This window comes from Rhizobium sp. P2_G2 (genome assembly GCF_056403555.1).
Window position 1 is genome coordinate 17,103 of the sequence record NZ_JBFUFF010000033.1, and the last position, 25,714, is coordinate 42,816.

Here is a 25,714-nt window from a genome sequence, read left to right on the forward strand (position 1 = left end):
GGCAAAATAGCTGCAGCAACCTCACGCAAAAAGGTGTGGATACTTATTCCTTTTCTAAGTGACTGTATCTGCGGAATTATTTTCAACCGGCTAAGTGAGTGTGCCAATCTGTCGCACCGCTCCTGGTGACACGTCTGCGACTTCGCCGTCTGCTCTTCCACCACCGCGCATAGCTGGCATCTTCTCCGCCCGATCACTCGCAAACGCTTCCCGGATCGCATTCGCCATGCCGGTAATCGCGGGATCGTGCTTGCGGTTGTTGAGCCGCAAGGTGACGTTGGAATGGTCGACGACATCATAGCCGTCCGCTACCGTCAGTTCGCGGCAGTTCAGCGGTATTCCGACGCGCGCCAGTGGCGCAATCCCCAACCCGGCCTGCACCGCGGCCATCAGCCCGTTGCTGGTGTCGCTGACATAGGCGATACGATAATCCTTACCGAGATTATCGAGCACCGATAGCGACAGCGTCTTTGCCCAACCCGTACCGGAATACATCGCCACCGGCAGCGGCGAGCGCAGATGCGTTTCGTGAATATCGGACGTCACCCATACTGTTGGATCGGTGCGCAGGACTTCGCTGGTGGTGAAGTCGCCTTGTTCATAGACAACAGCCAGATCGAGCTTGCCGGCATTGAGCGCGTCGGTCAGCACCGAGGACCGGCCGAAATTGACGATGATCTCGACGCCGGGATGCGATTGATCGAAGTTTCTCAGCGCCCGCGGCAGTACCGAGGAGCCGTATTCCTCGGGAATGCCGATGCGCACCACACCGCTCAAGCTCGGCTGGCGCATGCTGAGCGCGGTCTCGTCGAGCAGCATGACGATGCGGCGCGCCTTGGTCAGCAGCGCATTGCCCTGCTTGGTCAGCATCACGCCGCGCGAACCGCGTTCGAACAAGGCGCATCCGACGCTCTCTTCGAGCTTGCGGATCTGCATGCTGACGGCCGATTGCGTACGGCCGACGATCTCCGCCGCCTTGGTGAAATTGCTGGTTTCGGCCACGGCGATGAAGGTGCGCAGCAGGTCGCTTTCGAGAGGCGTATTCATGGTCAGCCATTCGTTTTTCTAATGCCTGCCATTCATACTATTCGCTTCATTTATGTCAATGCGCGTTATATAAAGATATCAATCCAACAATTAAATGAATGAGGAAACGGCCATGCTGGCATCGCTCCGCAATAACTCTGTCCTCCGCAACCTTGCTCGCACCAGCAGCAACGAGCACCTGTTTGCCGATATCGGCCTCGACCGTCGCGATTTCGTCAACTCGACGGAAGAGCAGATGCGCAAGCGTTTCTGGTGGTACCGTTAAGTAGGGCCAGGCGGCCTGCTTAACACAGGCCGCCGCACGAAACTCAGTAGTTGAGTTTCGGATACCATGTCGGCGCCCGCCCTTCGGGCGTCGAATCGATGATCGTCCAGAGCGGCATAAGATCCGGTGCACCGCGCGGATCCTGTCCAGGATCAGCGGTTTCAGATCCCATCTCTCCCGACCAGAAATGCCTGATCGTGCCATCGCGGCGCGTGAACACGTTGAATGCCGGAATGTCGTCGCCATCGTCGGTGACGCCGAAATAGTCGCGGCTATAGTCTCCTGTCACGTCGGAATAGAGCGGCAGGTGATGCCAGCCGCGTTCCTTCTTGAACGCCAGCAGCCGTTCCAGCGGCGAGCGCGCGATCACCGCAAGCGCCGTATTCTGCTTGATATCCAGCACCTCGCCATCCCAAGACGATAGAAGCGACGTGCACATCGGGCAGGGGCGCTCGCGCTGCGGCCCGAACATGTAGCTATAGGTCACAAGCGTCTGCTTGTCGCCGAACAGGTCCTTCAAAGTTACTGCTCCATCGACGCCCTCGAAGCGATAGTCTTCGGCGACTTCGCCGCCCGGCGGCAGAGCCCGGCGTTGCTCGGCAACACGTTCGATATGCCGGCGCAGCTCGATCTCCTCGGCCAGCAGCGCGTCGCGCGCCTCCCGATAGTCAGCCGATTCGTTGGGAAAGCGCATACCGTTGCGCTTGGCGAGTTCGGTGGCGGGGATAAGCGTTCTCGTATCCATGTCTTCCTCCTACGAAATAGGTTTATATCAACCTATTTTCTTGACGATTGCAAGGCGGCAGCTCTTCCAAAGGCCGGGCCCTATATCTAGTCGTTTGAGGAACGCGGAATTCGACAGATTGTTGCGGTGGTGATCCGACAGTCCTATGCCACTTCCACCAGCCGCTCGGCCGTCTGCAAATCGACGCTGACCAATTGGCTCACGCCCTGCTCGGCCATCGTCACCCCATAGAGCCGGTTCATGCGCGCCATGGTGATTGGATTGTGGGTGATGATCAGGAAGCGGGTTTCCGTGGTCGCCGCCATCTCGTCCATCAGGTTGCAATAGCGCTCGACATTATGGTCGTCGAGCGGCGCGTCGACCTCGTCGAGCACGCAGATCGGTGCCGGATTGGTGAGGAAGACGGCAAAGATCAGCGCCATGGCGGTCAGCGCTTGTTCGCCGCCGGAAAGCAGCGTCATCGTCTGCGGCTTCTTGCCGGGTGGGCGGGCAAGGATTTCCAGGCCGGCCTCGAGCGGATCGTCGCTTTCGATCAGTTGCAGTTCCGCTTCGCCGCCGTTGAAGAGATGCGTGAACAGCCGCTTGAACTGCACCTGAACCTGATCGAAGGCGCTCATCAGCCGTTCGCGGCCCTCGCGATTGAGGTTCTGGATCGCGGCGCGCAGCTTGCGGATCGCCTCGATGACGTCGTCGCGTTCGCGCACCAGAGTGTCGAGTTTGCCGGTAAGCTCGATCTGCTCCTCCTCGGCGCGCAGGTTGACGGCGCCCAGCCGCTCACGCTCCATTTTCAGGCGTTCCAGTTCGATCTCGATCGCCCGGATTTCCGGCATCTTGTCGTCCGGCTTCAGGCCGGTGAGGCGCAGCACTTCATGCGGCGGCACGGAGAGCGTGTCGCGGATGCGTGTTTCCGCCTCGATCCGCCATTCACGTGCCGAAACCAGTCGCTCTTCCGCCCGGCCGCGCCGTTCACGGGCCTCGGCGAGTGCGGTCAGCGCATTGGAGGCGGCGCGATCGGCCTCACGTTCGAGATTTTCCTGCGCTGCCAGCCGATCGGCGGCGTCCTTGCGGGTGGTTTCGGCGCGCGCGATCTCAGCCACCAGCGCCCGGCGCTTCTCGTCATATTCTTCGGGCGCGGCGAGCAGGTCTTCGAGCTCGATCCGTGCCTCCTCCTCGCGGGCGGTGAGCGTCTCGATCTGCTGGCCGGCGGAATGTTCGCGCTCTTTCCAGACTTGCCGTTCCGCGGCAATCGCTGACAGCCGCCGGCGGCGGCTGTCATTTTCGCGCGCCTCGGAATCATGCTCCGCGCGGGCTTCCGCCACCGCCGCACGCCGCTCCGCCACGACCGCGCTCTGCTCGCGCAAGGCAAGGTCGAGCCCGGAAATATCCGGCGCGTCGGCAAGCGCGATGCGCGCATCCTCTTCTAACATTGCCAGTTCGTCGAGTTGCGCGCGATAGCCGGCGACATAGTCGGTGCCGGTGTCGCGCAGCCGGATCAGTTCGGCGTTGGCGCGTTCAGCCTGGATCAGTGCATCGCGCGCCTCGGTGAGCTTGCGGGCGAGCAGTCGCTCCATATCGCGATTGCTGGCGAGCCGCGCCTCGTCACGGCGTACACTCTCCACCGCCTCGTGATGGATGATCTCGGCGTCCTCGACGCGGAAAGCGGCTTCCTCGATTTCGTTTTCGATCGCCGCGAGGCGATTCCTCTGTTGCAGGCGGAGCGCCGCGGCGCTCGGTGCACCGGCCTTCGCCACATGCCCGTCCCAGCGCCACACCGCACCCTGGCGCGATACCAGCCTCTGTCCCGGCTTCAACAAAGTCTGCAGCCGCTCGCCTTGGCTTTCCTCGACCAGACCTGTTTGCCGCAACCGCCGATGCAGTTCCAGTGGTGCGCGAACAAGATCGATCAGCGGCTGCACGCCGTCAGGCAGGGGAGGGTCGTTAGAGCCATCACCAGGCATCGACCAGTAGGCGGCAGCCGTATCGACCAGCGCTGAATCGAGATCGTCGCCCAGCACGGCGCCGAGCGCAGTTTCCACCCCGCCGTCTGCGCTGATCAGGTCGGAGGCCGGCGTCTCGATTGTCTCGCCACCGGCCGCGAGCATGCCCCGGATCGTGCGCGCTTCCGTCTCCAGCATCTGCAAGGCGGCGCGCGCCTCATCGAGCGGTTTGCGGCTGTCGGCCTCCATCTGGCGGGCGGCCGTCAGCGCCCGCTCGGCCGCAGCCATCGCCGCCTCGCCATCTTCATGGGCGATCTCGGCCGCCTCCAGTTCTTCCTGCTTCTGCGCCGGATCGGGCAGGGCGGCGAGGCGATCTTCCAGCGCTTGCAGGTCGCGCCCGGCATCGCCGATCTGTTTCTCAAGCCTGAGCCGCCGCTGCGCCAGGTCATTTAGAAAGCGCTCGGTCTGCTGACGGCCGGCGATCGCTTCGGCGCGTTCGGCCGTCAGTGCCTGCATCCTGGCTTCCGCCTCGCTGACCTGCGCACTCGCCTCTTGCAGCGCTTGCGTCAGCGTCTCGGCGCGCTCGGCAGAGCTTTCGAGCGCATCGCGCAGTTCTGCTTCCTCCTCCGCGAGCCGCGCCAAAATTTCATGATTGCCGGCGATCATCTGCCGCTCGCGCTCGATATCCGCCGCGAGCTGGGTGATACGCCGTTCGAGTTCCTGGCGGCGCTGGTCCAGGCGTTTGGCCTCATCGTCGAGTTGGGTGCGGGCGATCGATAAACGCTGCAGTGCTGCAGCCGCCTTTGCCTCGGCGTCGCGCAGTTCGGGCAGTTTCAGGCCCTGCACGGCCTGCTGCTTGGCCGCCTCCATCTGCGCCTGTGCCCGCTCGGCGACGACATTGGTGGCCTGGTTGAGCGCACTGTCAGCCTCGCCTTCCGCCGTTTTCGCCTGCGACCAGCGGATATAGAGCAGCTTTGCCTCCTCGGCGCGCACCGAGGCGGAGAGCTGCTTGAAGCGATTGGCCTGCCGCGCCTGGCGTTTCAGGCTCTCGATCTGGGTCGAGAGCGTCGTGGTGACGTCTTCCAGCCGCTCCAGATTGGTTTCGGCCGCCTTCAGCCGCAGTTCCGCCTCATGACGCCGCGAATGCAGGCCGGAAATGCCCGCGGCCTCTTCAAGCAATTGCCTCCGTGCCTGCGGCTTGGCCTGGATCAGTTCGCCGATGCGCCCCTGGCCGACCATGGCGGGCGAGCGGGCGCCGGTCGAGGCATCGGCGAACAGCAGCTGCACATCGCGGGCGCGGGCCTCCTTGCCGTTGATGCGGTAGATCGAACCCTGCTCGCGCTCGATGCGGCGAGTCACCTGCAATTCATCGGCATCGTTGAAGGCGGCAGGCGCGGTGCGGTCGGAATTGTCGATGAACAGGCCGACCTCGGCGGAATTGCGCGCCGGCCGCTGGCCGGAGCCCGAGAAGATCACATCGTCCATGCCCGAGGCGCGCATGTTCTTGTAGGAATTCTCGCCCATCACCCAGCGCAGTGATTCCGTCAGATTGGACTTGCCGCAGCCATTCGGCCCGACGACACCGGTCAGACCGGGCTCGATCAAAAATTCAGAGGGTTCGACGAAGGATTTGAAGCCGGTGATTCGCAGTTTGGTGAATTTCATGAGGCGAGCCCCAGAAACGGCGCACAAACAAAAACAGGCGGCAGCCAGCGGCTGCCGCCTGTTGCGGAAGTCGTTTTGAAATCAGCCCGCAGCGTCGATGATGGCCGACATCTGATCAACAGACATTTCCCCGGTATATTTTGCCCCGTTGATGAAGAAGGTCGGGGTCGAATCCACGCCGAAATCGTTGCCCGCCTTCTCGCGTATGGCCGTTACATCATCCAGAAGCTTTTGGTTCGTCAAGCAAGCCTGGAAACTCTCCTGTGTGAAACCGGCCAGCTTGGCGACTTGCAGCAGTGCCGCGCGGCCATCTTCGGCCGTGACCCAGGTTTCCTGGGTCTGGAACATGGCGGTGATCATTGGGAAGAATTTGTCCTGCGGCACACAGCGGGCCAGCATGATCGCGGCCATGGCGCGCGAACGAAGCGGGAATTCGCGGACGATGAAGCGCACCTTGCCGGTGTCGACATATTTCTTCTTGATCGGTTCGAACACGGTCGTGGCGAAGCGCATGCAGTGCGGGCAATCGAGCGACATATATTCGACGATCGTTACCTTCGCATCGGCCTTGCCGAGCGAGATTTCCGGCAGCGGGCCGGGCGCCATCAGCTTGGCGATATCCACCTTGCCTTCCGGCGCCGGCACGTCGGCGGTGGCGCTCGTCTGGATCGGATCGACCTTCGCGGCGTCACCTGCGCTCGCCGTGCCGGCAAATGCTGCGCCCAGGCCAGTAATGGCGAGTGCGGCGACAAGGCGGATCGACAGGGTGGTCAATGAGATCGGCATAGGGGCTCCTCGGATAGGGCAAAGGTGAAGACGGGATATACTGCGCCTATAATTCAGGCAAGTGGCGGTTCAGCGCATATGTTCAAAGAATTGTGACTGGCCGATGGCGTAGGGTCAGGAAAAAGTGAATAAAATCTAACGCTTGCGACTGCCGATCACTGCCCGGCCGAGCCGGTCGAGCGCGGCCTTCAGCTTGTCGTTGTCGATCTCTTCGGTCATCGCACTGAGCTTGGCATTCTCCGACGGCGTCAGCGACCGCGGCTTGCGGCGGAATTTCTGTGGGGGCGTGACCGGTTTCTGCACGATCCGGATCTGCCGGATCGCCGGATAGCCGAAGAAGCCGTTGATCCGCTGGATGAGTTCGCCCTGAACATGCGTGAGAAACAGCGCCCGCGCGCCCTCGCAGGCAATGGTGAGCACTCCCGGCTCGACGCCGCCGCTATCGCCGCTCAAGCCCGCATTGCGGCGCGACCAGGAGATCTTTTCCGGCCGCGTACAATCGGCGAAATCGGCGCCGACGATCTCGTCCCAGGAGCCGATCAGCGCGGTGCTGATCCCGGCTTTCTTCGCCAGCACAGGATCGATCAGCCGGTTGGCCGCTTCGGAAATCTGTATCTCGCCATATTTGTGGAATGTCGACATCAGGCTTTCGGGACCGCTACGAGATTTGTTAGGTCTATCATATGAATCATAATCTCCCCGCTGGCTTCTCGCAACCGCGTCCCGCCGACCTGCTGATCTGGTATGACCGCCACCATCGCGATCTTCCCTGGCGCACCAGTCCGCGCGCGCAAGCCGCTGGAAAGCGCGCCGACCCCTATCATGTCTGGCTGTCGGAAGTGATGCTGCAGCAGACCACGGTCCAGGCGGTCAAAGCCTATTTCGAAAAATTCCTCGCTCTCTGGCCGACCATTGCCGACCTCGCCGCCGCCGACACCGAGGACGTCATGAAGGCCTGGGCGGGCCTCGGTTACTATGCCCGCGCCAGAAACCTGAAAAAATGCGCCGAAGCGGTCGTCGCGCTGCATGGCGGCGTGTTCCCGGATACGGCCGAGGGATTGCAGGGCCTGCCCGGCATTGGTGATTACACCTCCGCCGCCATCGCCGCCATCGCCTTCGACCGGCGAGCGCTGGTGATGGACGGCAATGTCGAACGCGTCGTCTCGCGGCTGTTTGCCGTGCGCGAGGCGCTGCCGGGCGCCAAGCCGTTGCTGAAGGCCCATCTCGATACGCTGACGCCCACGACGCGCCCCGGCGATTTCGCCCAGGCGATGATGGACCTGGGCGCGACGATCTGCACACCGAAGCGCCCGGCCTGTTCGCTTTGTCCCTGGCGCGAGAACTGTCTGGCTCTGAGGACGGACGATCCGGAGAATTTTCCGGTGAAGGTGGCGAAGAAGGACAAGCCGGTCCGACAGGGCGCGGCTTTTGTCGCGGTGGATGGCGAGGGAAGGGTGCTGTTGCGCAAGCGGCCGGAGACAGGTCTCCTCGGAGGAATGACCGAGGTGCCGACGACGGGCTGGACCGCCAGCCGTGATGGCGCGACGGGCGTGGACGCGGCGCCGTTCGATGCGGAGTGGCGGTCGTGTGGAGCGATCGTGCATGTGTTTACGCATTTTGAATTGCGGCTGAAGATTTATCGGGCTGACGTTCCTGGGTTACCCCTCTCTGCCCTGCCCGGCATCTCCCCCGCAGAGGGGGGCAGCCCCGGAGCGCAACTCCAGACCTGGTGGGAACCCGTCCCCAATCTCCCGTCACAAGCCTTGCCAACTGTCATGAAAAAAGCAATCACCGCCGCTATTGCCGATGCGTTCGACAAACCTGCAAGGAAACGCAATGCCCGCTGACATCCGCCATATCGTCTTCGACATCGGCAAGGTTCTGCTCCACTACGACCCCAACATTCCCTATTCGCGGCTGATCCCGGATGAAGAGGAGCGCAAATGGTTCTTCGACAATGTCTGCACCCATGACTGGAACATCGAGCAGGATCGCGGCCGCACCTGGCTGGAAGCGGAAGAGCTGTTGCTCGAAAAATTCCCCGACCGTGAGGAGCATATTCGCGCCTTCCGCAAATACTGGCATGAAATGGTGCCGCATGCCTATGAGAGCAGCGTTGCCCATCTGGAACGGTTTGTCGCCGAAGGCCGCGATGTCACCATGCTCACCAACTTCGCCGCCGACACGTTCGAGCAGGCAAGCGAGATTTTCCCATTCCTGAAGAAGCCGCGCGGCGTCACCGTTTCGGCGCATGTCAAGCTGCTGAAGCCCGATGCGGCGATCTACGAAACCCATACGAAAACCTTCGGTCTCGATCCCAAGGCGACTCTGTTCATCGACGACAGCCAAGCCAATGTCGAAGCTGCGCGCGTCTATGGCTGGAATGCCATTCACTATGTCGGCGCAGATGAACTCGACGCAGAACTTGCCAACTACGGACTTGCATGATGAAAAACTTCGACCCCGTTGAACACCTGACCATCTTCCACAACGCCATCAATGCGCTCGACTATGCGACGATCGAGGATTATTTCGCCGAGGATGCGGTCTATGTCTCCGGCGGCGTCGGTGGCCGGATCGATGGCCGTGACGCGATCATGGCCGCCTTCCGCAAATATTTCGACGCCTATCCTGATCAGGTCGCCAAGGACAAAAGCGTCGATAAGATCAGCGACAATGCCGCCCGTTCCGTCTGGGAACTCGCGGCCACCGACAGCCGCACCGGCGCGCCGATGACGCGTACGGGCGAGGAGACGCTGGTCTTCAATGATCAGGGCAAGATTGCGCGGATCGATGTGACGGATTACGGCGCCATCTGAAGCCGCCTTTCCGTGAGGCCTCAGCTTCGTTGCCATTCGTAGTAGACAATCGGATCGCCGAACCGCGGATGTATCGCTTCGCGAAGCACTGCGAGACCGGCCTTCTCATAGAACCGGCGTGCCCTGAGATTTCCGGACCGCGTGAACAGCGTAAACCCGCCTGGCATTGCGTCAATCGCCTGGGCGAGCAGCGCCTGTCCGATTCCTCCTCCGAGCGATCCGGGTCGGACGAAGAGTTCGGCCAGCACTGCCTCTGCGAGCCTGATCGCGAGAAAACCGACAATCTCATCGCCGCGTACCGCAAGCGTGACCTGCCAGCCGGCCGCGAATTCTGCCTCCAGCCGTTTGCGCAAATCGGCTTCGGTCGGCATCATGGGAGGGCCGACGCCCGGCAGGCTGGCACTTGAATGCCAGATTTCGGCAATCGTATCGTAGTCGGCTTCGGTCGAGGGACGGAGTGCGAAGGAAGATGTCATGCGCCCATAGGATCAATCGATTTTGAAGATTCGAAGGCGGCAATATCGCTGAAAGTACAATAAAGCCGCATTCTTGTTGCGACGCAGCATTTTCTACCGTCCGGCTGTTTTCAAAGCTGGTGGAATGAGATAGCACTGTCATCAAAATGCATAATTCCGCCGGGAGGGCCGGAATGACCAAATGGGTCTATAGTTTTGGCGGCGGCAAGGCTGATGGCCGATCCGACATGGCCGATCGGCTGGGCGGCAAAGGTGCCAATCTGGCCGAGATGAGCGCGCTCGGCCTGCCGGTGCCGCCTGGCCTGACGATCGTCGCCGATGCCTGCAGTTATTATTTCCAGAATGGCCAGGCCTTTCCCGATGGTCTCAAGGCCGCCGTGGTCGAAGGCCTGCAGCGGCTCGAAAGCCTGACCGGCCGTAAATTCGGCAGTGACAGCCGGCCGCTCTTGCTTGCCGTCCGTTCCGGCAGCCGCGTTTCCATGCCCGGCATGATGGACACGGTGCTCAATCTCGGCCTTAACGACGAGACGGTCCTGGCTCTCGCCGCCGATACGGATGACGCGCGCTTTGCCTGGGATTCCTATCGCCGGTTCATCGAAATGTATGGCGGCGTGGTCATGGGACTTGGCCATGACGTGTTCGAGGAAATCCTCGAAGACGAGAAGGCACGGCTCGGCCGCGAGCAGGACACCGAGGTGACTGCCGAGGAATGGCAGGGCCTGATCGCCCGCTACAAGGAAATGCTGGCCGAGGAGGGCTTCAGCTTCCCTGGTGACCCGATGGCGCAGCTCTGGGGCGCGGTCGGCGCGATCTTTGCCAGCTGGATGAATCACCGCGCCGTCACCTACCGCCTGATGCACAACATTCCTTCGGATTGGGGCACGGCGGTCAATATCCAGGCCATGGTGTTCGGCAATCTCGGCAATTCCTCCGCCACCGGCGTCGCCTTCACCCGCAACCCGTCGACGGGTCTCAAGGAGCTCTACGGCGAGTTTCTCGTCAACGCCCAGGGTGAGGATGTCGTCGCCGGTCTTCGCACACCGCAGAGCATTACCGAAAAGGCGCGCATCGAGACCGGCTCGGACCGGCCGTCGCTGGAAAAGGTGATGCCGGAGGCATTCAAGGAATTCCTTAATGTCTGCAACAGGCTCGAAGCGCATTTCCGCGACATGCTGGACCTCGAATTCACCATCGAGCGCGGCAAGCTCTGGATGCTGCAGGTCCGCACCGGCAAGCGCACTGCCAAAGCAGCCCTGAAGATCGCCGTCGACATGGTCGAAGAGGGCTTGATCACCGCGGCCGATGCCGTCGACCGTATCGATCCGGCCAGCCTCGACCAATTGCTGCATCCCACCATCGATCCGGCTGCCCGGCGCGATGTGATCGGCACGGGCCTGCCTGCGTCGCCGGGGGCCGCCTCAGGCGAGATCATCTTCACCTCCGAAGGCGCCGTGGCGGCGGAAAAGGAAGGCCGCAAGGTCATTCTCGTGCGCACCGAGACCAGCCCGGAAGATATCCACGGCATGCAGGCTGCCGAGGGCATTCTGACGACGCGCGGCGGCATGACCAGCCATGCGGCGGTGGTGGCGCGCGGCATGGGCCTGCCCTGCGTCTGCGGCGTCGGCGCGCTTAGGGTCGATATGCGCAATCGCGAACTGGTGGGGCCGGGGATCAAGCTCAGGGAAGGCGATATCATCTCGATCGACGGCTCGTCCGGCCATGTGCTGAAGGGCGTGCAGCCGATGCTGCAGCCGGAATTGTCGGGTGATTTCGAGCGCATCATGGGCTGGGCCGACAGGATCCGCCGCATGCGCGTGCGTACCAATGCCGAGACGCCCTCCGACGCGCGCGCGGCGCGCGCCTTCGGCGCCGAGGGCATCGGCCTTTGCCGCACCGAGCACATGTTCTTCGAGGGCGGCCGCATCAATGTCATGCGCGAGATGATCCTCGCCGAGACGGTCGAGAAGCGTCGCGAAGCGCTCGATCAGTTGCTGCCCATGCAGCGCGCCGATTTCGTCGAGCTGTTCGAGATCATGCATGGCACGCCGGTGACCATCCGCCTGCTCGATCCGCCGCTGCACGAATTCCTGCCGAAATCCGACGACGAGATCGACGAGGTCGCCGCCCAGATCGGCATGCAGCCATTCCATCTTCGCGAGCGTATCGACGCGCTGCATGAATTCAACCCGATGCTCGGCCATCGCGGCTGCCGGCTGCACATCTCGCATCCGGAAATCGTCGAAATGCAGGCCCGCGCCATTTTCGAGGCCGCCGTCGAGGCGGCGCGCGAGACTGGCGAAGCCGTCGAACCGGAGATCATGGTGCCGGTGGTCGGGCTGAAAGCCGAGCTCGATTATGTCAAGGCACGCATCGACGAAGTCGCCCGCTCGGTGATCGCCGAATCCGGCATGTCCATCGCCTATCTGGTCGGCACGATGATCGAATTGCCGCGGGCGGCCCTTCGCGCCCATGTCATCGCCGAAGTAGCCGAATTCTTTTCCTACGGCACCAACGACCTGACACAGACGACCTTCGGCATGTCGCGTGACGACGCTTCGAGCTTCCTGCCGACCTATATGCGCAAGGGCATTATCGACCGCGACCCCTTCGTCAATCTCGACTTCGACGGCGTCGGCGAACTGATCAAGATCGCTGCCGAGCGCGGCCGCCGCACAAGGCCCGGCCTGAAACTCGGCATCTGCGGCGAGCATGGCGGCGACCCGGTCTCGATCGCCTTCTGCGAGGAATCCGGCCTCGACTACGTCTCCTGCTCGCCTTTCCGCGTGCCGATCGCCAAGCTGGCGGCGGCGCAGGCGACGATCAGGAATGGGAAAAAACGCTGAAGGGTGTCAGCCGGACTGCGCCGTACCGCGCGGTCTGGCCACCCAAATGCCTGCCAGGACGATGGCGCCTCCGATCGCCTGGATCGGCGAAATGGGCTCATGCTGCAGCATCCAGGCGAAGCCGGCCGCGCCGGTTGCCTGAAGGAAGGTCACCAGCGAAGAAAAGGCGGCTGGGAGCCGCCCCAGCGCCACCGACAGCAGACCCTGGCCGCCGGCATGACTGATGAAAGCCAGCGCAAACAGCACGCTCCAGCCCCAGATCGAATGCGGCAGGATATTGCCTTCGATGGCAATCGCGGCAACGAACAGGATCACGACCGCGACCACGCTCATTTCGAAAGTCACGCGCGCCGCACCCGTGGCTTTGCGTGCAGCGCCGACGGCCAGGAAATAGAGGCCGTAGAACACGCCTGTGCCTATGCCCAGCGCATCGCCGAGCGAATGGGCGGGATTGAGCGAGATGCTCTCGTAGACCAGCGCCGATCCGCCAACGAGGCAGAAACCAAGACCCGCAAGCGTTGCTCGTTCAGGCTTCTGCTTCAGGACGAGCCAGCCGAAGATCACCACCCACAACGGCGCCATCGTCGCGAAGAAGGTCGCGTTGGCGATCGTCGTTTTCATGATCGCCAGATGCCAAAGGAGGAGATCGCCGGCAAAAAACAGGCCCGAAAGCAGGATCGGCACCGTCCAGCTCGCGCTTTTGCCCGCACCGCTGTCCTTCTTCTCTGCCCGCATCCACAGCCAGAGGATGGGCAGTGCGAGGAAAACCCGCCAGAACGCGCTCGACAGCGGCCCGACATCGGCAAACCGCACCAGGCTCGGCGATATGCTCATCGCCGATGCCGCGCCGATCATGGCGGCAATGGCAATGGTGAGTTCGGTGCTGCGCCGGCTTTCGGCGAGGGAAGAGGCGGTCATCCGGAGTGCTTTGGCCGAAGGTGCGCGTTGCGCAAGGGGATGCGCACTCGTTTACTGTGCAGCCAGGGGCGAGGCAAGCCTTAATCACTGCCGCGCCAACCGATCACCTGAGGGTGTCAGTGCTGCTCGATCTTCTCCAGCACATCGACGAAGGATTGCGCGAAGTTGCGCAGATGCTCGACCTGCTGTTCCGCTGGTTCGACGCGGGTGTCCATCGCATCATCCGACAGGAAAACGAAGGCCATGCGCGGTTCTTCACTGCCGGCATAAGCGAGGCGCACGGCGGCGACGCGGCCTTTGCCGTCGGGTTTGCCGGCATAGGGAAGCTCGAACAGGAATTCGCCGTCGAGCGGGAGAATCGCCGCCTTCACGGCATCGGCAAAGATCGGATAGGTATCCAGAAGGAGTTCGAGCGCCAAGCCAAGCTCGATGAATTCGACCGGCTGCGACGCGCCGTCGCGTGGCACGGATTTGTTGTTCTGGACGACGTCTGCACGATCGTCAGGGCGGTTTTCAGGCGTCGGCATCATAAACTCCTTGATCACCCCTCCGGAGACAACATCCTGGAGAACCTTGGCTATTTTGCGGCGCGGGAAGATTGGGGCGATTGCGGCTCAATCACGGGTCGAGTCAAAGACTCAGTGTCGATCGCCGCGGGCATGGTCTCGCCCGCGTTCGCATCGCGGCGGACAAGGCCCGCTTGGCGCCGGATATCAGGCATGCCGGCGATTTCGGGCGGATTGTCGCCTGGCCTAAAACCTTGACATTGTCCCAGCATCCATGCTGCCTCGCCGAAGGATGATTTTCGGGAGCATGGAGAATGTCGAAAGGTGGCCGATTGCCGCCCGGCCGGCCGGGACCAGCGGGCGGGGCTGCCGTTCGCCCGTTGCTCGACAAGGCCGGAGGCTTGCTGACGGCGGGCAAGGGCAGCGATGCCTTGCCCTTGCTGTTGCAGGCCAGCGCCATAGCGAGGACAAATGTCGAGGCGGCCCACATGCTTGGCGTCGCCTACCTGCAATGCGGCCGTGGCCCGGAAGGGATCGAGGCGCTGAAGCGCGCCGTGATGCTGGCGCCGAATGCCGCGCCCATTCTCAATCACCTCGGTGTTGCGCTCTGCCAAGCAGGCAAGGGCATCGAAGGGATCGGCTACCTGCGCAAGGCAATGGCGCTCGCCCCTGACCTGGCCGATGCCCGCAACAATCTCGCACATGCGTTGAGCGAAGCAGGTGACTTTGCAAGCGCTGTCGGCGAATATCGCGCGCTTGTTACAGTTGCGCCGCAAATGCGGGCGGCCTGGCAGGGTTTTGCCTCGGCGCTGCACAAACTGGGCGATATCGAAGCTGCGCTTGCCGCCGCGGACGAGGCGCTGGCCCGGTTTCCGGGCGACAGCGGTTTCCTCACCAGCCGCGGTCGTATCCTCATGGATCTCAGGCGCCGCGACGAGGCCGAAAAGGTTTTGCGCCAGGCGCTTGCCGGCAATCCCGCCAATGGCGAGGCCGCCAACAATCTCGGCACGCTGATCGACGATCAAGGCCGGCAGAAGGAAGCCCTGCAGCTTTACGAGCGCGCCGTATCGAGCCGCCCGGATCTTGGCGATGCCTGGTTCAATCTCGGCAATGCGCATGAAAAGCTCGGCGATCTCGCCAAGGCCAGGTCGGCCCTCGAACGCGCCACGACGCTCAGGCCGAGAAGCGCTAAGACGCTTGCCGCCCTTATCGGCGTCCGTCGCAAACTGTGCGACTGGCAAGACCTCGACAAGCAGGTCGATGCTCTCGTCGCACTGATCCGCGATCCGGACATGGCGCTCACTGAAGCGCCATCCCCCTTCAGCCTGCTGAGCCTCATGGTCGGCGGCGGCGACCAGCGCCGCGCGGCCGAACTGCACAGCCTTGCCCTGGAGACCCGGGCCGCTGCCTGGCTATCCGAGATCGGTGCCTTCGAGCGTCGGTCGGCCTCTTTTGCCGGTCGGAAAATCCGTATCGGCTACCTGTCGCCGGACTTTCGCGAGCACCCCATCGCGCAACTGATGGCTGGTGTCATCGAGGCCCATGATCGCGGTCGCTTTGAAATTTCCGCCTGGTCGCTCGGCCCCGACGATGCCAGCCGCTTCCGTCGCCGGATCGAAACCGGCTCCGACCGATTCGAGGATATCCGCCAACTGGATATCGGCGCCTCGGTCAAGGCAATGCGCGATGCAGACCTGGACATCGTCGTCGATCTCGCCGGCTACACGGCGCATGCACGGCCGGAAATCCTGGCACTTCGCGCGGCGCCGCTGCAGGTCAACTATCTCGGTTTTCCCGGCACGATGGGCGCCGGCTTCATCGACTATATCATCGTCGACCCGACGATTGCCGGCGAGGTCGACGAACACTTCTATTCCGAACGGGTGGTCCGTTTGCCCGACTGCTACCAGGCCAACGACGACAAGGCGCCGATCGATCCGGAGCCTGTCGCGCGCGCCGATTTCGGCCTTCCGGACGATGCCTTCGTCTTCTGCTCGTTCAGCATGAACTACAAGATCGACGCACCGGTGCTCGATGCCTGGAGCGAGATCCTGGACCGGGCGCCTAACGCCGTCCTCTGGCTTTTTCGCACCGATGCCCCCGCAGCCGAAAATCTGCATCGGGAATTTTCCGCGCGCGGCATAGCACCCGCGCGGGTGATTTTCGCCGACCGCCTGCCCAAGGCGAAACATCTGGCGCGCCATCGCCTGGCCGATCTCTTCCTCGACACGTCAGCCTATGGCGCCCATACCACCGCCAGCGATGCGCTCTGGGCCGGCCTGCCGGTGCTGACCTTGCTGGGCGACACGTTCGCACGCCGTGTCGGCGCCAGCATCGTCAGGGCCGCCGGCATGCCGGACCTTGTGACGGAAAGCGTCGTAGACTATGTCGCGACCGCAGTCGGCATTGCCTCCACCAGCGGCCGTGCCGCGGCGCTGAAAGCGAGCCTTGCCGCAAACCTGCCGTCCTGCCCGCTGTTTTCCACCCCGGCCATTGCCCGCGCCCTCGAGGCGGCGTATCTCGGCATGATCGCGGATTTGCAGAACGAGATGCCATGACCGTCCGGTACGAGCGCCCTGTCGCCCATTCGGCCTTCTATGCCCGGCGGCTTGCTCTTCTTTCCATGGCCACCTTCGCCATGGCCTGGGCACTACACCGCTTCGGACCGCTGGAAACGCCCTATTTCCTCGCCGTGGCGGCGATCTGCGCGGCCCTGGCTTTCGTCGCCTTCTATCTCGCCATTCTCGGCCTCGTGTTCCTGTGGAGCAAAGGCGCGAAAGGTGGCATGGCTTCGCTTGAGGCATTGCTGCTGGTGATCCTGCCGATTTCGCCAGTCGTGCTCGGGATACCCGGCTATATCAACCGGCCGGCCATCTATGATATCAGCACCGATATCACCGATCCGCCGAAATGGATCGCCGAGGTCAAGGCAGACCAATCCTGGCTCGGCCCTCGCGCTGAACCGGGCGCCAAAGATCGCCAGCAGCAGACATCAGCCTATGACGGCCTGACCGGACGACGCTATGACGGCGCGCTGGACCGCGTCTATACCGCCGCCCGCAAGGTGGCGCTCGCCCAGGGCATCGCCATCACCGACGAGCACGGCGCGCCCGAAGGTGCGCTCGATGAGTTTCCTCCAATCAACCCAAAGGCGGCGCAGACGGAGGCGGCACCCGACTCGCTGGACAATGTTCCCGTGCCGCTGCCACGTCCCGATTATGAGGAAAAGCCGGACACAGTGACGGACAACCAAGGCAGCGACGCCGCCATTCAAGGTGTGCATCGCACGCTCGTATTCGGCTTCCGCCAGGACATCGTCATCCGCCTGCGCGAGGAGGCCGAAACGACATTGGTGGACGTGCGCGTGGCGACGCGTTACGGCAAGCATGACCTCGGCAGCGGTGCCGCCCTGATCAACAAATACCTTCGGGCACTGGACGTGGAATTGCTCGGCATAGCCGGTGATTGATCAAGCCGGTCGGTATTCGCCGCCAAGCAGCGGCGGTCCGTCGGTGACGATCTCGCCCTTCTCCACCAGATCTTCGATATGCGCCAGCACCGACAGCGCTGCCGCACCATGCAGTCGCACATCCGTGCTGCGATAGATCGTCTTGACCATATCCGCAATCGTCCGGTCGCCAGCCTTGATCCGCTCGACGATCGCCCGCTCACGCATGCGCCGGTGGGTCCGCAGGCCGCGGCAGAAGGCGCCGGGATCCTTCACCGGCCCGCCATGGCCCGGCAGGTAGATGCGGTCGCCGCGCTCGATCAGCATGTCCAGTGAGGCCATATAGTCGGCCATCGCCCCGTCTGGCGGCGCCACGATCGAGGTCGACCAGGCCATGACATGGTCGGCTGAGAAGACGATGCCGTCATCCGTCGCAAAGGCGGCATGGTTGGCGGTGTGGCCTGGCGTGAGCAGCGCCGTCAGCGCCCAGCCATCCCCTTCGATGCGTTCGCCATGGCCGAGCGCTACATCCGGAATGAAGCCGGTGTCCGAACTCTCGGCAAACGGATTGGTCTCGCCGTTGTGCAGCGGCCGGGCGGCGCGATGCGGACCTTCGGCGACGGTGATTGCTCCCGTTGCCGCCTTCAGCCGCGCTGTGAGAGGCGAATGATCGCGATGCGTATGGCTGACCGCGATATGGGTAACCTCCCGGCCTTCGAGCGCCTGCATCAGCGCCTGAAAATGTGCATCGTCCTCCGGCCCGGGATCGATGACGCAGACCGATCGGTCGCCAATAATATAGCTGTTGGTGCCATAGAAGGTGAAAGGCGAGGGGTTGTTGACCGTCAGCCGCTGGATATTCGGCCCGACCGGCACGGCTTCGCCGTAGGCGGGCACGAAATCCCGGTCGAAATCGGCATTGTCCATCTCACTTGTACTCGATTTCGATGAAGGACATGAATTCATCGCCGCGATTGACGACATTGTGCGTCACGCCCGCCTCGCGCCGATAAACGGCCCCTTTTGCGACATCGACCTCGCGGTCGCCGCCCTGCTCCTCGATCAGGAACTTGCAGTCGGTCATCGGCACGACGACATAGCCCATGCCATGCGTATGCACGCCGGTGTCGGCGCCGGGCACGAAATCCCAGCGGGTGACGCGCACCATGGCATCGTCGAGCAGCACGGTGGGTTCGGCGGGCGGGCGGGCTTTGAAGGCGGACATCGGTCGATCCTGTTGCGTTGCAATCGCCGACAGATATCGACCGAAGTGATCGCTCGGTAAAGCAAAATTCCGCATGGCGAGGCCCGGCCCTCCTTCTGCAACGGGAGAAGGTTTTTCGGATCGTGCACGCGACTGAATGATCATATTGGTGGAAATGATCTGCATGAACGAAAAATGACGATAGGATGATTGCGGGCGGCGCCGGACTTTGCTATCAGGCGGCGGCTTGGACGGGGCAAATGCTTCGTGAGTGCGATTGGGGCGTAGCCAAGCGGTAAGGCAGTGGTTTTTGGTACCGCCATCCCTGGTTCGAATCCAGGCGCCCCAGCCAAGCTCGTAGTTTCGTTTATTTTCAGGCAGTTAAACGAGGTGCATTAAGCGGCACCGGAACAGTTTTGCGCGCCAGGCTATTCCGACAAACCCAGCATCCCTGCGCCTTCTGCGAGCCTGTCGGCGCGTGCCGGAACCATGCCGATTGAGCGATGACTGACTAAGTCAATTTCAAGTATGCCGCGCTCCACGTCGCTATCGTTGACGATTGCGGTCTCCTTGTCAGAAAGCGAAATCATGCTTGCTCAGCGTGACGAGGCCGGTCAGCTCGATCTCAAGGTCGGCCTTGCCGCCGCCGTCGAGATCGACGCCGAGCATGGTGTAGTCATGCGCCGTGCCCTTGGCGTCGTGCTCGATCACCTGGATCTCGCCGATATGGTGGCCGAAGGCGTGGTCGCCGATCAGGCGGAATGCGGCGCCGCCAGCCAGTTTGAGCGCCGAAAAGTCCAGCCTGTCCTCGTTATGGACGAAATCGGTGATCGTATCGAACGCCTTGCTGGAGGAGTCCGAAGCCTTGGTATAGACGAAAATGTCCCTCTGGTCGCCGCCGGTGAGCTTGTCTGCGCCGGCGCCGCCGACGAGCTTGTCGCTGCCGCTGTCGCCCTCCAGCGTATCGCCGCCGCCACGGCCGACGAGTTCATCGTTGGCCTCCCAGCCGACCAGCTTGTTGTTGCCATTGGTGCCGAGCAACTTATCGGAATGCTCGCTGCCACTGACATTTTCGATACTGCTGAACGTGACTGTCAGGGTGGCAAATGAAAACTTCTCGATGTATTTGCCGGTCTCGAGATCGACTTTCTGCCCCTTGTCGAAAAGGTCAAGGGTGGTGTCACCGTCGCGGAAGTCGAGGAGGAGTGTGTCGCTTCCATCGCCGCCGGTGACAGATGTCTGACCATCGACGACGCGGAAGAGAGGATTTAAAGCGACAATAGCGTCATTGCCCGCGCCGGCGTTATCGACATCGGTGCCGCCGTCGAGCATGACGGTGTCGTTGCCCGACCCCAGGGTGAACGTGTCATCGCCCTGGCTGCCATAAACCACATCTGAAACTTTCGATTTGCTAAGATCGACATTCCAGCCGATCCCCTTGGAACAAGGCGGAGAAATCGCTGAATTGCTGCTGAAAGTCCGTCTCGGCGATTGCGTTGTAGACCGCGTCGGCATTCAGACTGAGACCGGAGATCTCGAAATCCTGCTGTCCGCGGCCAACCGTGATGCTGGTGACGACACCGCTGTTCATATCCAGGTTCGAACCGTCGAAATCTGCAAAAAGCTTTGGGCCTGTCTGAGATAGGACTGCGATCTCGGGGGCATTGCGGGTAAAGGTCGCACTGCTGTTGAAGAGCAACTGGTAAATGTCGCCGAGAAAACTGGTTCCCTCGTCCAATCCCTGCGATGCTACGGTTACGGTGACCATTTCAATCCCCTCCTGACAGTCGCTGCAATGGATAGCCTTACTACAGCACTTCGCGCGATGTTGCTATGACAGGATTGTGGCTCCACCACCGATTGTGGCGGTCCAGATCCGAGCCCTCATCTTGACCATATCCATGTCGCTCGATGGTTTTGTCAGCGGCCCCTCAGGGCGAGACCGAATGGATATTTTCAGGCGGCCAGGAGGCGATTGCCTGGAAGGTGGGGAATGTTTGGAATGCCGGGCTGCATATCATGGGCAGCCGCGCATTTGCCTGCATGTGCCGGAACACATTCCAGGCAACAGGGCGCCGTCATCCTGCCGATGGACGCCGCCCGCCAAACTATTCCGGCAAACCCAGCATCCCTGCGCCTTCTGCGAGCCGGTCGGCGAGGGCCGGCACCATGCCGATTTCGAAGGCGACGCGCGTCCGAAATCCCGGTTCCAGCTCGAGCAATCGTTGCGCAACCGACCCTGCTTCCTGCTTGCGCCCTGCGAGCGCCAGCGATGCGGCCTGAAAGAAATAGAGCGAGCTGAAACGGGGATTTGCCTGCACCGACTTGGCAAAGTGCGATGCCGCTTCATCGTAACGCGTCTCCTGCACGGCCGCCGCTCCGAGCGAGCAATGCGCGATGAACGCCAAAGGGTCGAATGGACTGAGCCGCAACGCACGTTCGGCATGGGCGATCGCGGCGTCGGGATTGCCGGTAATGGCGTTGATATACGATCCGAAATAGAGCGCCGTGGCGCATGAGGCGTTGAGCGACAAGGCGCGCTCGAGCGCGCTCAACGCGGTCGTGCGGTCTCGTCCCAGTATTGCGAGCGTAAACGCGGCGATCGCCAATGCCGTCGCGTCGTCGGCGCCGCTGGCGATCACGGCGCGCGCATGCCCGACGCCTGCGGCTTTATCGTCCTCGCCGAACCCGCCGCGGGTGAAAAAGATCTCATGGCACCAGGCGAGCAGCGCGTGCGCCGCAGCGTAATCCGAGTCAAGCCTGAGCGCTTCCTCGAGAAGCCCCGCGGCGATCCTGGCGTCGGCAGGCATAACTGTTGCCATGTGCGGCACGGCGCGCAGATAGAGGTCGTAGGCATCGAGGCTTTCGGGGCGCTTTTGCCGGGAGCGTTCGATTTCCGAGCGTTGCAGGCTTGGCTCGACGATGCCGACCACCTGGTCGGTGATCTGGTCCTGCAGCGCAAAAACATCCTCCACCGCACCGTCGTAATGATCGGCCCACAGATGAGTCCCGGTCTCGGCCTCGAGAAGCTGGGCACTGATGCGCAGGCGGTTTCCAGCCTYGCGGACGCCGCCTTCGAGAACGTAGCGGACGCCGAGTTCGCGTCCCACCTTCCGTACGTCCACAGCCTTGCCCTTGTAGACGAAGCTTGAATTGCGCGCGATCACGAACAGCCATTTGATCCGCGACAGGCCGGTAATGATGTCTTCCACCATGCCATCGGCAAAATATTCCTGCTCCGGATCGCCGCTCATGTTCTGGAACGCCAGCACGGCGATCGAAGGTTTTTCCGGCAGGGAAAGCCGCGGCGCAGCAATCTCCTTGGCAGCCACGGCCAAGGACGCGGCCGGCTTGGCCTCGGCCGGCACGCCGACCTGCAGCGAATAGACGCGGACCGGATCGGCGATGTTCTTGAGCTGTATTTCGCCGCGATCATTGATCGCCAGATCGAGCCTTGCCTTGACCTGCCAATAGGCCTGCTCGGAAAGGCAGATATTGCCGGGTTCACAGATGCCTTCGAGACGCGCGGCGATGTTGACGCCGTCGCCCATCAGGTCGCCATCGTTCTCCTGCACCACGTCGCCGAGGTGAATGCCGATGCGGAACTCGATACGGCGATCGTCCGGCACCCCGGCATTGCGCTCGATCATGGCGTTCTGCACTTCCATGGCGCAGCGGACCGCCTCCACGACGCTGCCGAACTCGACGAGGCTTCCGTCGCCGGTGCGCTTGACGATGCGGCCGCGATAGACCGCAATGGTGGGATCGATGAGATCGCTGCGCAGTGCCCTGAGCCGCGCCAGAATGCGATCCTCGTCGGCGCCGGCGAGCCGGCTATAGCCGACAACGTCAGAGACCAGGATCGCTGCTATCTTGCGCGTCTCACTCATGCCGGCCCTCATGTCGCTCAACAATTAAGCACGACTGGCGCCGCTCGTCTCGAAAAAAGCAACGGTTCCAAACGAAGGGAGGCTCCGAGGCACCCCGTCGGCTGAAACAATGGTTGGTGAGACTATCTCAATGGCCCAATCTCTGTCCCCAGACCGCCGCGAGGTGATTGCTTGCGCAACAACGTCTACCCTGATCGTGGGGTGCGGCGTTGAGTAGTTGCGGCTAACTATTGGAGTTCGATGGAGGAGGCGACAATGACCTCATGGCGATGGCAGAATGGCAGCGGTGACTTCGACGACACCGATCATTGGACCGATGGCAGTCCCGACGACAAGGGTTTTCCGGGCGCCGGCGACGATGCTGTCATCGATAGCGATGTTACAGTCACCGCTGATGGGCAAACCGTCAAGACCCTTACGCTCGACGACGGTGCGACCGTCACCGGGGGGCTGTCGGCCAGTACGATACAGGGTATCGGGCTCAGCGGGAGCCTGAATGGTGGCGTGTTCACGGCGACGACCGTCCAGAGCGTGACATTTGCCGGCGGGACGCTCAACGCGACAACGATCAATGCGGGCACGCTCGCCGGAGGGCATGTCGATGCCGGCACGCTCAGCAATTTCAACATCAGCGGCGCGCATGTCCATGCCGACAGTATCGGCGGCTTTGGCGGGTGGATCAGCGATGGCAGCCTCGACGTGGACGCGTTCGTCTTGAAAAAAGACATGGACCTCGAGATCGACGGCGGTACCGTGACGGCGGCCACTTTCAGTGTGGTCGGCAACAGCCGCAGCGCCGGCATGGACATGGGCGGGGGCACCATGACCGTCGCCGGTGCGGCTTCGCTCATCGGCGACTGGGGCGACATCCTGGTCAACGAGGGCGCGACGCTGGAGCTTCAGGGCGGGTTCAAGCTGACGGCATCGCGCAACAGTTTCGAGGGCAACCTGGCGGCGAAGGGCGGAGAGATCGTCACGGACGGCCGTGCCGTCGTCGACATGGCCCACAGCCATCAGCAGGGCGGCGGCCTGTTGGTGGATGGCGGCACGATGAAATTCACCGGGACGCTGACGCTTGGGCAGAAGCAGCAGGGCGACCTCGACGTCCAGGACTTTGGCAAGGTCAGCGCATTCAACCTTGTTGCCGGCAGTGCGGCACATGCAAGCGGCGACATCGATGTCAACGGCAGTGCATTGTCGTCCATAGGTACGGTCACTCTCGGCGTCAAAGGCCAGGGCTCGCTATCCCTGGAACAAGGCAGCGCAGCGAACCTGAAGAATCTGGTTCTGGGCGCCGAGACTGGCGGCAGCGGCAGTGTCAGCGTTTCCGGCCAGTGCAACCTTCATGTCACGAAGACAACCAGCGTCGGCGAGAACGGCAAAGGCTCAATCAATATGCTTGGCGGCCACCTCGACGGCCGCGAACTCGTCCTCGGCAGCGCGGAGGACAAGGCGAACGGCAAAGGCAGCTTGTTGGTGACGGGCGATGCCGACGCCTCCTTCAGGGACGTCTCGATCTGGAAGAATGGCAGTCTGTCGGTGAGCGGCCTTTCCTCAGCAGTTCTCGACTTTGTCACGATCGAGAAGAATGGCCGCCTGTCGGTTTCGGACAATGGGACAGGGGCTTTCAACTTCGTCACGGTCTCGAAAACTGCCAGCATGTCGGTGAGCGGCGGCTTGATGCGCGTATCCGCCGCCCTCGAAGGTGATGGCGAGGTCACGATCGGCAAGGCCGGCAAGTTCATCCTCAACGCCGAGGACAAGACCGTCGACATCAGCTTTGCCGCGGGAAGCAAGGGAGCGCATCTGAGCCTCGGCAAGTCGAATTTGATGGATGCGACGATAAATGGCTTTACCGAGGACAACAGCATCTTCATTGGCGGCCTCGACAAGAACGCCGCGATCCAGGTCGCGGTCAAAGGTGCGAACACGGTTGTGTCTATCACCGATCACGGCAAGGATGTCGGCAGCCTGACATTTGCGGGTCATTATGCCAGGGCAAGCATGCAGCTGAGCGCATCCGGTGTACTGACAACGACGGCGAATGAGCAGTCCGGCGCAAAGGCCGATCCTTCCGGCGGCACGTCAGGAACCGACCATCTCCACGGCAGAACCGCATCCCATATGCTCGACGGCGGCGGTGTAGCGGAGACTCTGAGCGCCGCCGCAAGTCATGACAGCTTCGTTTTCGACGACAAGCTCGGCGCCAATGCGGACACCATCCTCGACTTCAACCCGGCTGTCGACCATCTCCAGCTCGACAGCACCGTCTTTGCGGCGCTAACGCCAGGCAAACTCTTTGCCGAGGCTTTTGTCGAAAACGCGAACGGCAAGGCAGAAGCCGACCATGCGCAAATCATCTATGACAGAGAGAGCGGTGATTTGTTCTACGACGCGGACGGTAGTGGAGGGGCGCATAGCGTACATTTTTCCACGCTCGCCGCACACCTACATCTGTCGGCATCGGACTTCATCGTGATGTGAAGCATGCCGAACGGCTTACAGCCATTTGAGCGACGCTATTGCGGAGCTTGGCCCACTTTGATGTCCTCTTTCATCTCGGCGACTAGCGAATCCCATTTGCCGTCGTCGGTCTTGCGGTGGATGTCGTTGATCACAGGCTTGCCGTCTTCGGTGATCACATCGAATTTCAGCTCGTTGAACTTGGCTTTCTGGGCGGCCTCATCGAAGCAGGCCATCAGGCGGAAGCGTGCGTCGACCACCGTCATGCCGTCCTTTTCGTCTTCGCTCTTGACGCCGATATCCTGGAGCGGACAGCCGTCCTGGCTCGACGTGATCACGTCGTAATCGAAAGGTGAGTCGCTGCCGTCGAGAGCGGGATATTTCGTTGCTTCGCGATAGACCTTGGCAAAACTTTTGCTGAAATCCCGGTCGAGCTGGTCGAAATAGCCGGGTGTGTTGTTGTTTTCCGTCGTGGCCCAGGTTGCTTTGGCGAGATCGATGATCCGCTGCACGGGATCTGCCGCGGATGCGGCATAGGCGCTGAGCGGCAGCAGTGCCGCGATGACGGTGAGCGCGATCTTCTTCATGTCTTAGGCTGCTCCTTGTTCAGGTCCCGACCTGGGCTGTCGGCGGGCGTATCTTTTCGTCCTGCGGCGGTTCGCCGTCATTTGGATGACTGATATGACGGGCTTGCCGTCCGTT

At 62.2% G+C, this 25,714-nt stretch carries 23 protein-coding genes and 1 tRNA gene; 9 read left to right on the forward strand and 15 right to left on the reverse strand.

Annotation, left to right across the window (positions count from 1 at the left end; translation table 11 throughout):
• Window positions 1-90: 90 nt before the first annotated feature.
• Complete coding sequence (locus AC1D06_RS21885; protein ID WP_477987914.1) at window positions 91-1,047, reverse strand: LysR family transcriptional regulator; 957 nt, start codon at window positions 1,045-1,047, stop codon at window positions 91-93.
• Window positions 1,048-1,159: 112 nt separating this feature from the next.
• Here AC1D06_RS21885 and AC1D06_RS21890 point away from each other — a divergent pair, with 112 nt between their 5' ends.
• Window positions 1,160-1,312, forward strand: coding sequence for a hypothetical protein (locus AC1D06_RS21890; protein ID WP_477882139.1), 153 nt, complete (start codon window positions 1,160-1,162; stop codon window positions 1,310-1,312).
• A gap of 43 nt (window positions 1,313-1,355) precedes the next feature.
• Here AC1D06_RS21890 and AC1D06_RS21895 read toward each other — a convergent pair whose 3' ends face one another.
• From AC1D06_RS21895 to AC1D06_RS21910, 4 genes are all read right to left on the reverse strand, one after another.
• On the reverse strand, window positions 1,356-2,057 hold the full coding sequence (locus tag AC1D06_RS21895) for a DUF899 family protein (RefSeq protein ID WP_477987915.1): 702 nt from the start codon (window positions 2,055-2,057) through the stop codon (window positions 1,356-1,358).
• 143 nt (window positions 2,058-2,200) lie between these two features.
• Window positions 2,201-5,659, reverse strand: coding sequence for a chromosome segregation SMC family protein (locus tag AC1D06_RS21900; RefSeq protein ID WP_477987916.1), 3,459 nt, complete (start codon window positions 5,657-5,659; stop codon window positions 2,201-2,203).
• Between the two features lie 81 nt (window positions 5,660-5,740).
• Window positions 5,741-6,445 carry a DsbA family protein gene (locus AC1D06_RS21905; protein WP_477987917.1) on the reverse strand — a complete coding sequence of 235 codons (705 nt, stop codon included), beginning with the start codon at window positions 6,443-6,445 and terminating at the stop codon, window positions 5,741-5,743.
• Window positions 6,446-6,580: 135 nt separating this feature from the next.
• Window positions 6,581-7,087 carry a DUF721 domain-containing protein gene (locus AC1D06_RS21910; protein ID WP_477987919.1) on the reverse strand — a complete coding sequence of 169 codons (507 nt, stop codon included), beginning with the start codon at window positions 7,085-7,087 and terminating at the stop codon, window positions 6,581-6,583.
• A 41-nt stretch (window positions 7,088-7,128) separates the two neighbouring features.
• Here AC1D06_RS21910 and mutY point away from each other — a divergent pair, with 41 nt between their 5' ends.
• From mutY to AC1D06_RS21925, 3 genes are read left to right on the forward strand one after another with little or no spacing between them, the layout of a single operon-like run.
• Window positions 7,129-8,292, forward strand: a complete 1,164-nt coding sequence (gene mutY / locus AC1D06_RS21915) for an A/G-specific adenine glycosylase (RefSeq protein ID WP_477987921.1) — start codon at window positions 7,129-7,131, stop codon at window positions 8,290-8,292.
• On the forward strand, window positions 8,282-8,893 hold the full coding sequence (locus AC1D06_RS21920) for an HAD family hydrolase (RefSeq protein WP_477987923.1): 612 nt from the start codon (window positions 8,282-8,284) through the stop codon (window positions 8,891-8,893). Before mutY ends, AC1D06_RS21920 begins: the two co-directional genes overlap by 11 nt.
• Window positions 8,893-9,264: a nuclear transport factor 2 family protein gene (locus AC1D06_RS21925; RefSeq protein WP_477882152.1), complete on the forward strand. Its 372-nt coding sequence runs from the start codon at window positions 8,893-8,895 to the stop codon at window positions 9,262-9,264. The genes AC1D06_RS21920 and AC1D06_RS21925 overlap by 1 nt, the downstream gene beginning before the upstream one ends.
• 20 nt (window positions 9,265-9,284) lie before the next feature.
• Here AC1D06_RS21925 and AC1D06_RS21930 read toward each other — a convergent pair whose 3' ends face one another.
• On the reverse strand, window positions 9,285-9,740 hold the full coding sequence (locus AC1D06_RS21930; protein ID WP_477987924.1) for an N-acetyltransferase family protein: 456 nt from the start codon (window positions 9,738-9,740) through the stop codon (window positions 9,285-9,287).
• Window positions 9,741-9,913: 173 nt separating this feature from the next.
• Here AC1D06_RS21930 and ppdK point away from each other — a divergent pair, with 173 nt between their 5' ends.
• Complete coding sequence (ppdK, locus tag AC1D06_RS21935; protein ID WP_477987926.1) at window positions 9,914-12,583, forward strand: pyruvate, phosphate dikinase; 2,670 nt, start codon at window positions 9,914-9,916, stop codon at window positions 12,581-12,583.
• Between the two features lie 6 nt (window positions 12,584-12,589).
• Here ppdK and AC1D06_RS21940 read toward each other — a convergent pair whose 3' ends face one another.
• Both AC1D06_RS21940 and AC1D06_RS21945 read right to left on the reverse strand, forming a co-directional pair.
• On the reverse strand, window positions 12,590-13,501 hold the full coding sequence (locus AC1D06_RS21940; protein ID WP_477987927.1) for a DMT family transporter: 912 nt from the start codon (window positions 13,499-13,501) through the stop codon (window positions 12,590-12,592).
• A gap of 116 nt (window positions 13,502-13,617) precedes the next feature.
• Window positions 13,618-14,028: a hypothetical protein gene (locus tag AC1D06_RS21945; RefSeq protein WP_477882159.1), complete on the reverse strand. Its 411-nt coding sequence runs from the start codon at window positions 14,026-14,028 to the stop codon at window positions 13,618-13,620.
• Window positions 14,029-14,321: 293 nt separating this feature from the next.
• On the opposite strand from AC1D06_RS21945, the gene AC1D06_RS21950 reads away from it, so the two are divergent.
• The gene (locus AC1D06_RS21950) at window positions 14,322-16,565 is read left to right on the forward strand and encodes a tetratricopeptide repeat protein (protein WP_477987929.1); all 2,244 of its coding nucleotides are present in this window, start codon (window positions 14,322-14,324) and stop codon (window positions 16,563-16,565) included.
• A complete protein-coding gene (locus AC1D06_RS21955; protein WP_477987930.1) occupies window positions 16,562-17,476 on the forward strand; it encodes a DUF1499 domain-containing protein in 915 nt (304 codons plus the stop codon). Before AC1D06_RS21950 ends, AC1D06_RS21955 begins: the two co-directional genes overlap by 4 nt.
• Here the strand turns inward: AC1D06_RS21955 and AC1D06_RS21960 are convergent, their stop codons facing one another.
• Window positions 17,477-18,382 carry an MBL fold metallo-hydrolase gene (locus AC1D06_RS21960; protein ID WP_477987931.1) on the reverse strand — a complete coding sequence of 302 codons (906 nt, stop codon included), beginning with the start codon at window positions 18,380-18,382 and terminating at the stop codon, window positions 17,477-17,479.
• Between the two features lies 1 nt (window position 18,383).
• On the reverse strand, window positions 18,384-18,680 hold the full coding sequence (locus AC1D06_RS21965) for a cupin domain-containing protein (protein WP_477987932.1): 297 nt from the start codon (window positions 18,678-18,680) through the stop codon (window positions 18,384-18,386).
• Between the two features lie 257 nt (window positions 18,681-18,937).
• Here AC1D06_RS21965 and AC1D06_RS21970 point away from each other — a divergent pair.
• Window positions 18,938-19,011 (forward strand) — tRNA-Gln (locus AC1D06_RS21970).
• A 76-nt stretch (window positions 19,012-19,087) separates the two neighbouring features.
• Here AC1D06_RS21970 and AC1D06_RS21975 read toward each other — a convergent pair.
• The 4 genes from AC1D06_RS21975 to AC1D06_RS21990 all read right to left on the reverse strand — a co-directional run bounded on the left by AC1D06_RS21975 (window position 19,088) and on the right by AC1D06_RS21990 (window position 22,549).
• Window positions 19,088-19,249, reverse strand: coding sequence for a hypothetical protein (locus tag AC1D06_RS21975; RefSeq protein WP_477882204.1), 162 nt, complete (start codon window positions 19,247-19,249; stop codon window positions 19,088-19,090).
• Window positions 19,233-20,051 carry a calcium-binding protein gene (locus AC1D06_RS21980; protein ID WP_477987933.1) on the reverse strand — a complete coding sequence of 273 codons (819 nt, stop codon included), beginning with the start codon at window positions 20,049-20,051 and terminating at the stop codon, window positions 19,233-19,235. The genes AC1D06_RS21975 and AC1D06_RS21980 overlap by 17 nt, the downstream gene beginning before the upstream one ends.
• A 19-nt stretch (window positions 20,052-20,070) precedes the next feature.
• Window positions 20,071-20,427, reverse strand: a complete 357-nt coding sequence (locus tag AC1D06_RS21985; RefSeq protein WP_477987934.1) for a hypothetical protein — start codon at window positions 20,425-20,427, stop codon at window positions 20,071-20,073.
• A gap of 340 nt (window positions 20,428-20,767) precedes the next feature.
• On the reverse strand, window positions 20,768-22,549 hold the full coding sequence (locus AC1D06_RS21990; RefSeq protein ID WP_477987935.1) for an adenylate/guanylate cyclase domain-containing protein: 1,782 nt from the start codon (window positions 22,547-22,549) through the stop codon (window positions 20,768-20,770).
• Between the two features lie 255 nt (window positions 22,550-22,804).
• On the opposite strand from AC1D06_RS21990, the gene AC1D06_RS21995 reads away from it, so the two are divergent.
• A complete protein-coding gene (locus tag AC1D06_RS21995; RefSeq protein ID WP_477987936.1) occupies window positions 22,805-25,033 on the forward strand; it encodes an autotransporter outer membrane beta-barrel domain-containing protein in 2,229 nt (742 codons plus the stop codon).
• Window positions 25,034-25,068: 35 nt separating this feature from the next.
• On the opposite strand, the gene AC1D06_RS22000 is transcribed toward AC1D06_RS21995, so the two are convergent.
• A complete protein-coding gene (locus AC1D06_RS22000; protein ID WP_477987937.1) occupies window positions 25,069-25,599 on the reverse strand; it encodes a hypothetical protein in 531 nt (176 codons plus the stop codon).
• Window positions 25,600-25,714: the final 115 nt, after the last annotated feature.

Coding starts and splice junctions, on each gene's coding strand:
- AC1D06_RS21885 (WP_477987914.1), bottom strand. CDS start 1,047: ATGAATACGCCTCTCGAAAGCGACCTGCTGCGCACCTTCATCGCCGTG.
- AC1D06_RS21890 (WP_477882139.1), top strand. CDS start 1,160: ATGCTGGCATCGCTCCGCAATAACTCTGTCCTCCGCAACCTTGCTCGC.
- AC1D06_RS21895 (WP_477987915.1), bottom strand. CDS start 2,057: ATGGATACGAGAACGCTTATCCCCGCCACCGAACTCGCCAAGCGCAAC.
- AC1D06_RS21900 (WP_477987916.1), bottom strand. CDS start 5,659: ATGAAATTCACCAAACTGCGAATCACCGGCTTCAAATCCTTCGTCGAA.
- AC1D06_RS21905 (WP_477987917.1), bottom strand. CDS start 6,445: ATGCCGATCTCATTGACCACCCTGTCGATCCGCCTTGTCGCCGCACTC.
- AC1D06_RS21910 (WP_477987919.1), bottom strand. CDS start 7,087: ATGTCGACATTCCACAAATATGGCGAGATACAGATTTCCGAAGCGGCC.
- mutY (WP_477987921.1), top strand. CDS start 7,129: ATGAATCATAATCTCCCCGCTGGCTTCTCGCAACCGCGTCCCGCCGAC.
- AC1D06_RS21920 (WP_477987923.1), top strand. CDS start 8,282: ATGCCCGCTGACATCCGCCATATCGTCTTCGACATCGGCAAGGTTCTG.
- AC1D06_RS21925 (WP_477882152.1), top strand. CDS start 8,893: ATGAAAAACTTCGACCCCGTTGAACACCTGACCATCTTCCACAACGCC.
- AC1D06_RS21930 (WP_477987924.1), bottom strand. CDS start 9,740: ATGACATCTTCCTTCGCACTCCGTCCCTCGACCGAAGCCGACTACGAT.
- ppdK (WP_477987926.1), top strand. CDS start 9,914: ATGACCAAATGGGTCTATAGTTTTGGCGGCGGCAAGGCTGATGGCCGA.
- AC1D06_RS21940 (WP_477987927.1), bottom strand. CDS start 13,501: ATGACCGCCTCTTCCCTCGCCGAAAGCCGGCGCAGCACCGAACTCACC.
- AC1D06_RS21945 (WP_477882159.1), bottom strand. CDS start 14,028: ATGCCGACGCCTGAAAACCGCCCTGACGATCGTGCAGACGTCGTCCAG.
- AC1D06_RS21950 (WP_477987929.1), top strand. CDS start 14,322: ATGTCGAAAGGTGGCCGATTGCCGCCCGGCCGGCCGGGACCAGCGGGC.
- AC1D06_RS21955 (WP_477987930.1), top strand. CDS start 16,562: ATGACCGTCCGGTACGAGCGCCCTGTCGCCCATTCGGCCTTCTATGCC.
- AC1D06_RS21960 (WP_477987931.1), bottom strand. CDS start 18,382: ATGGACAATGCCGATTTCGACCGGGATTTCGTGCCCGCCTACGGCGAA.
- AC1D06_RS21965 (WP_477987932.1), bottom strand. CDS start 18,680: ATGTCCGCCTTCAAAGCCCGCCCGCCCGCCGAACCCACCGTGCTGCTC.
- AC1D06_RS21975 (WP_477882204.1), bottom strand. CDS start 19,249: ATGATTTCGCTTTCTGACAAGGAGACCGCAATCGTCAACGATAGCGAC.
- AC1D06_RS21985 (WP_477987934.1), bottom strand. CDS start 20,427: ATGGTCACCGTAACCGTAGCATCGCAGGGATTGGACGAGGGAACCAGT.
- AC1D06_RS21995 (WP_477987936.1), top strand. CDS start 22,805: ATGACCTCATGGCGATGGCAGAATGGCAGCGGTGACTTCGACGACACC.
- AC1D06_RS22000 (WP_477987937.1), bottom strand. CDS start 25,599: ATGAAGAAGATCGCGCTCACCGTCATCGCGGCACTGCTGCCGCTCAGC.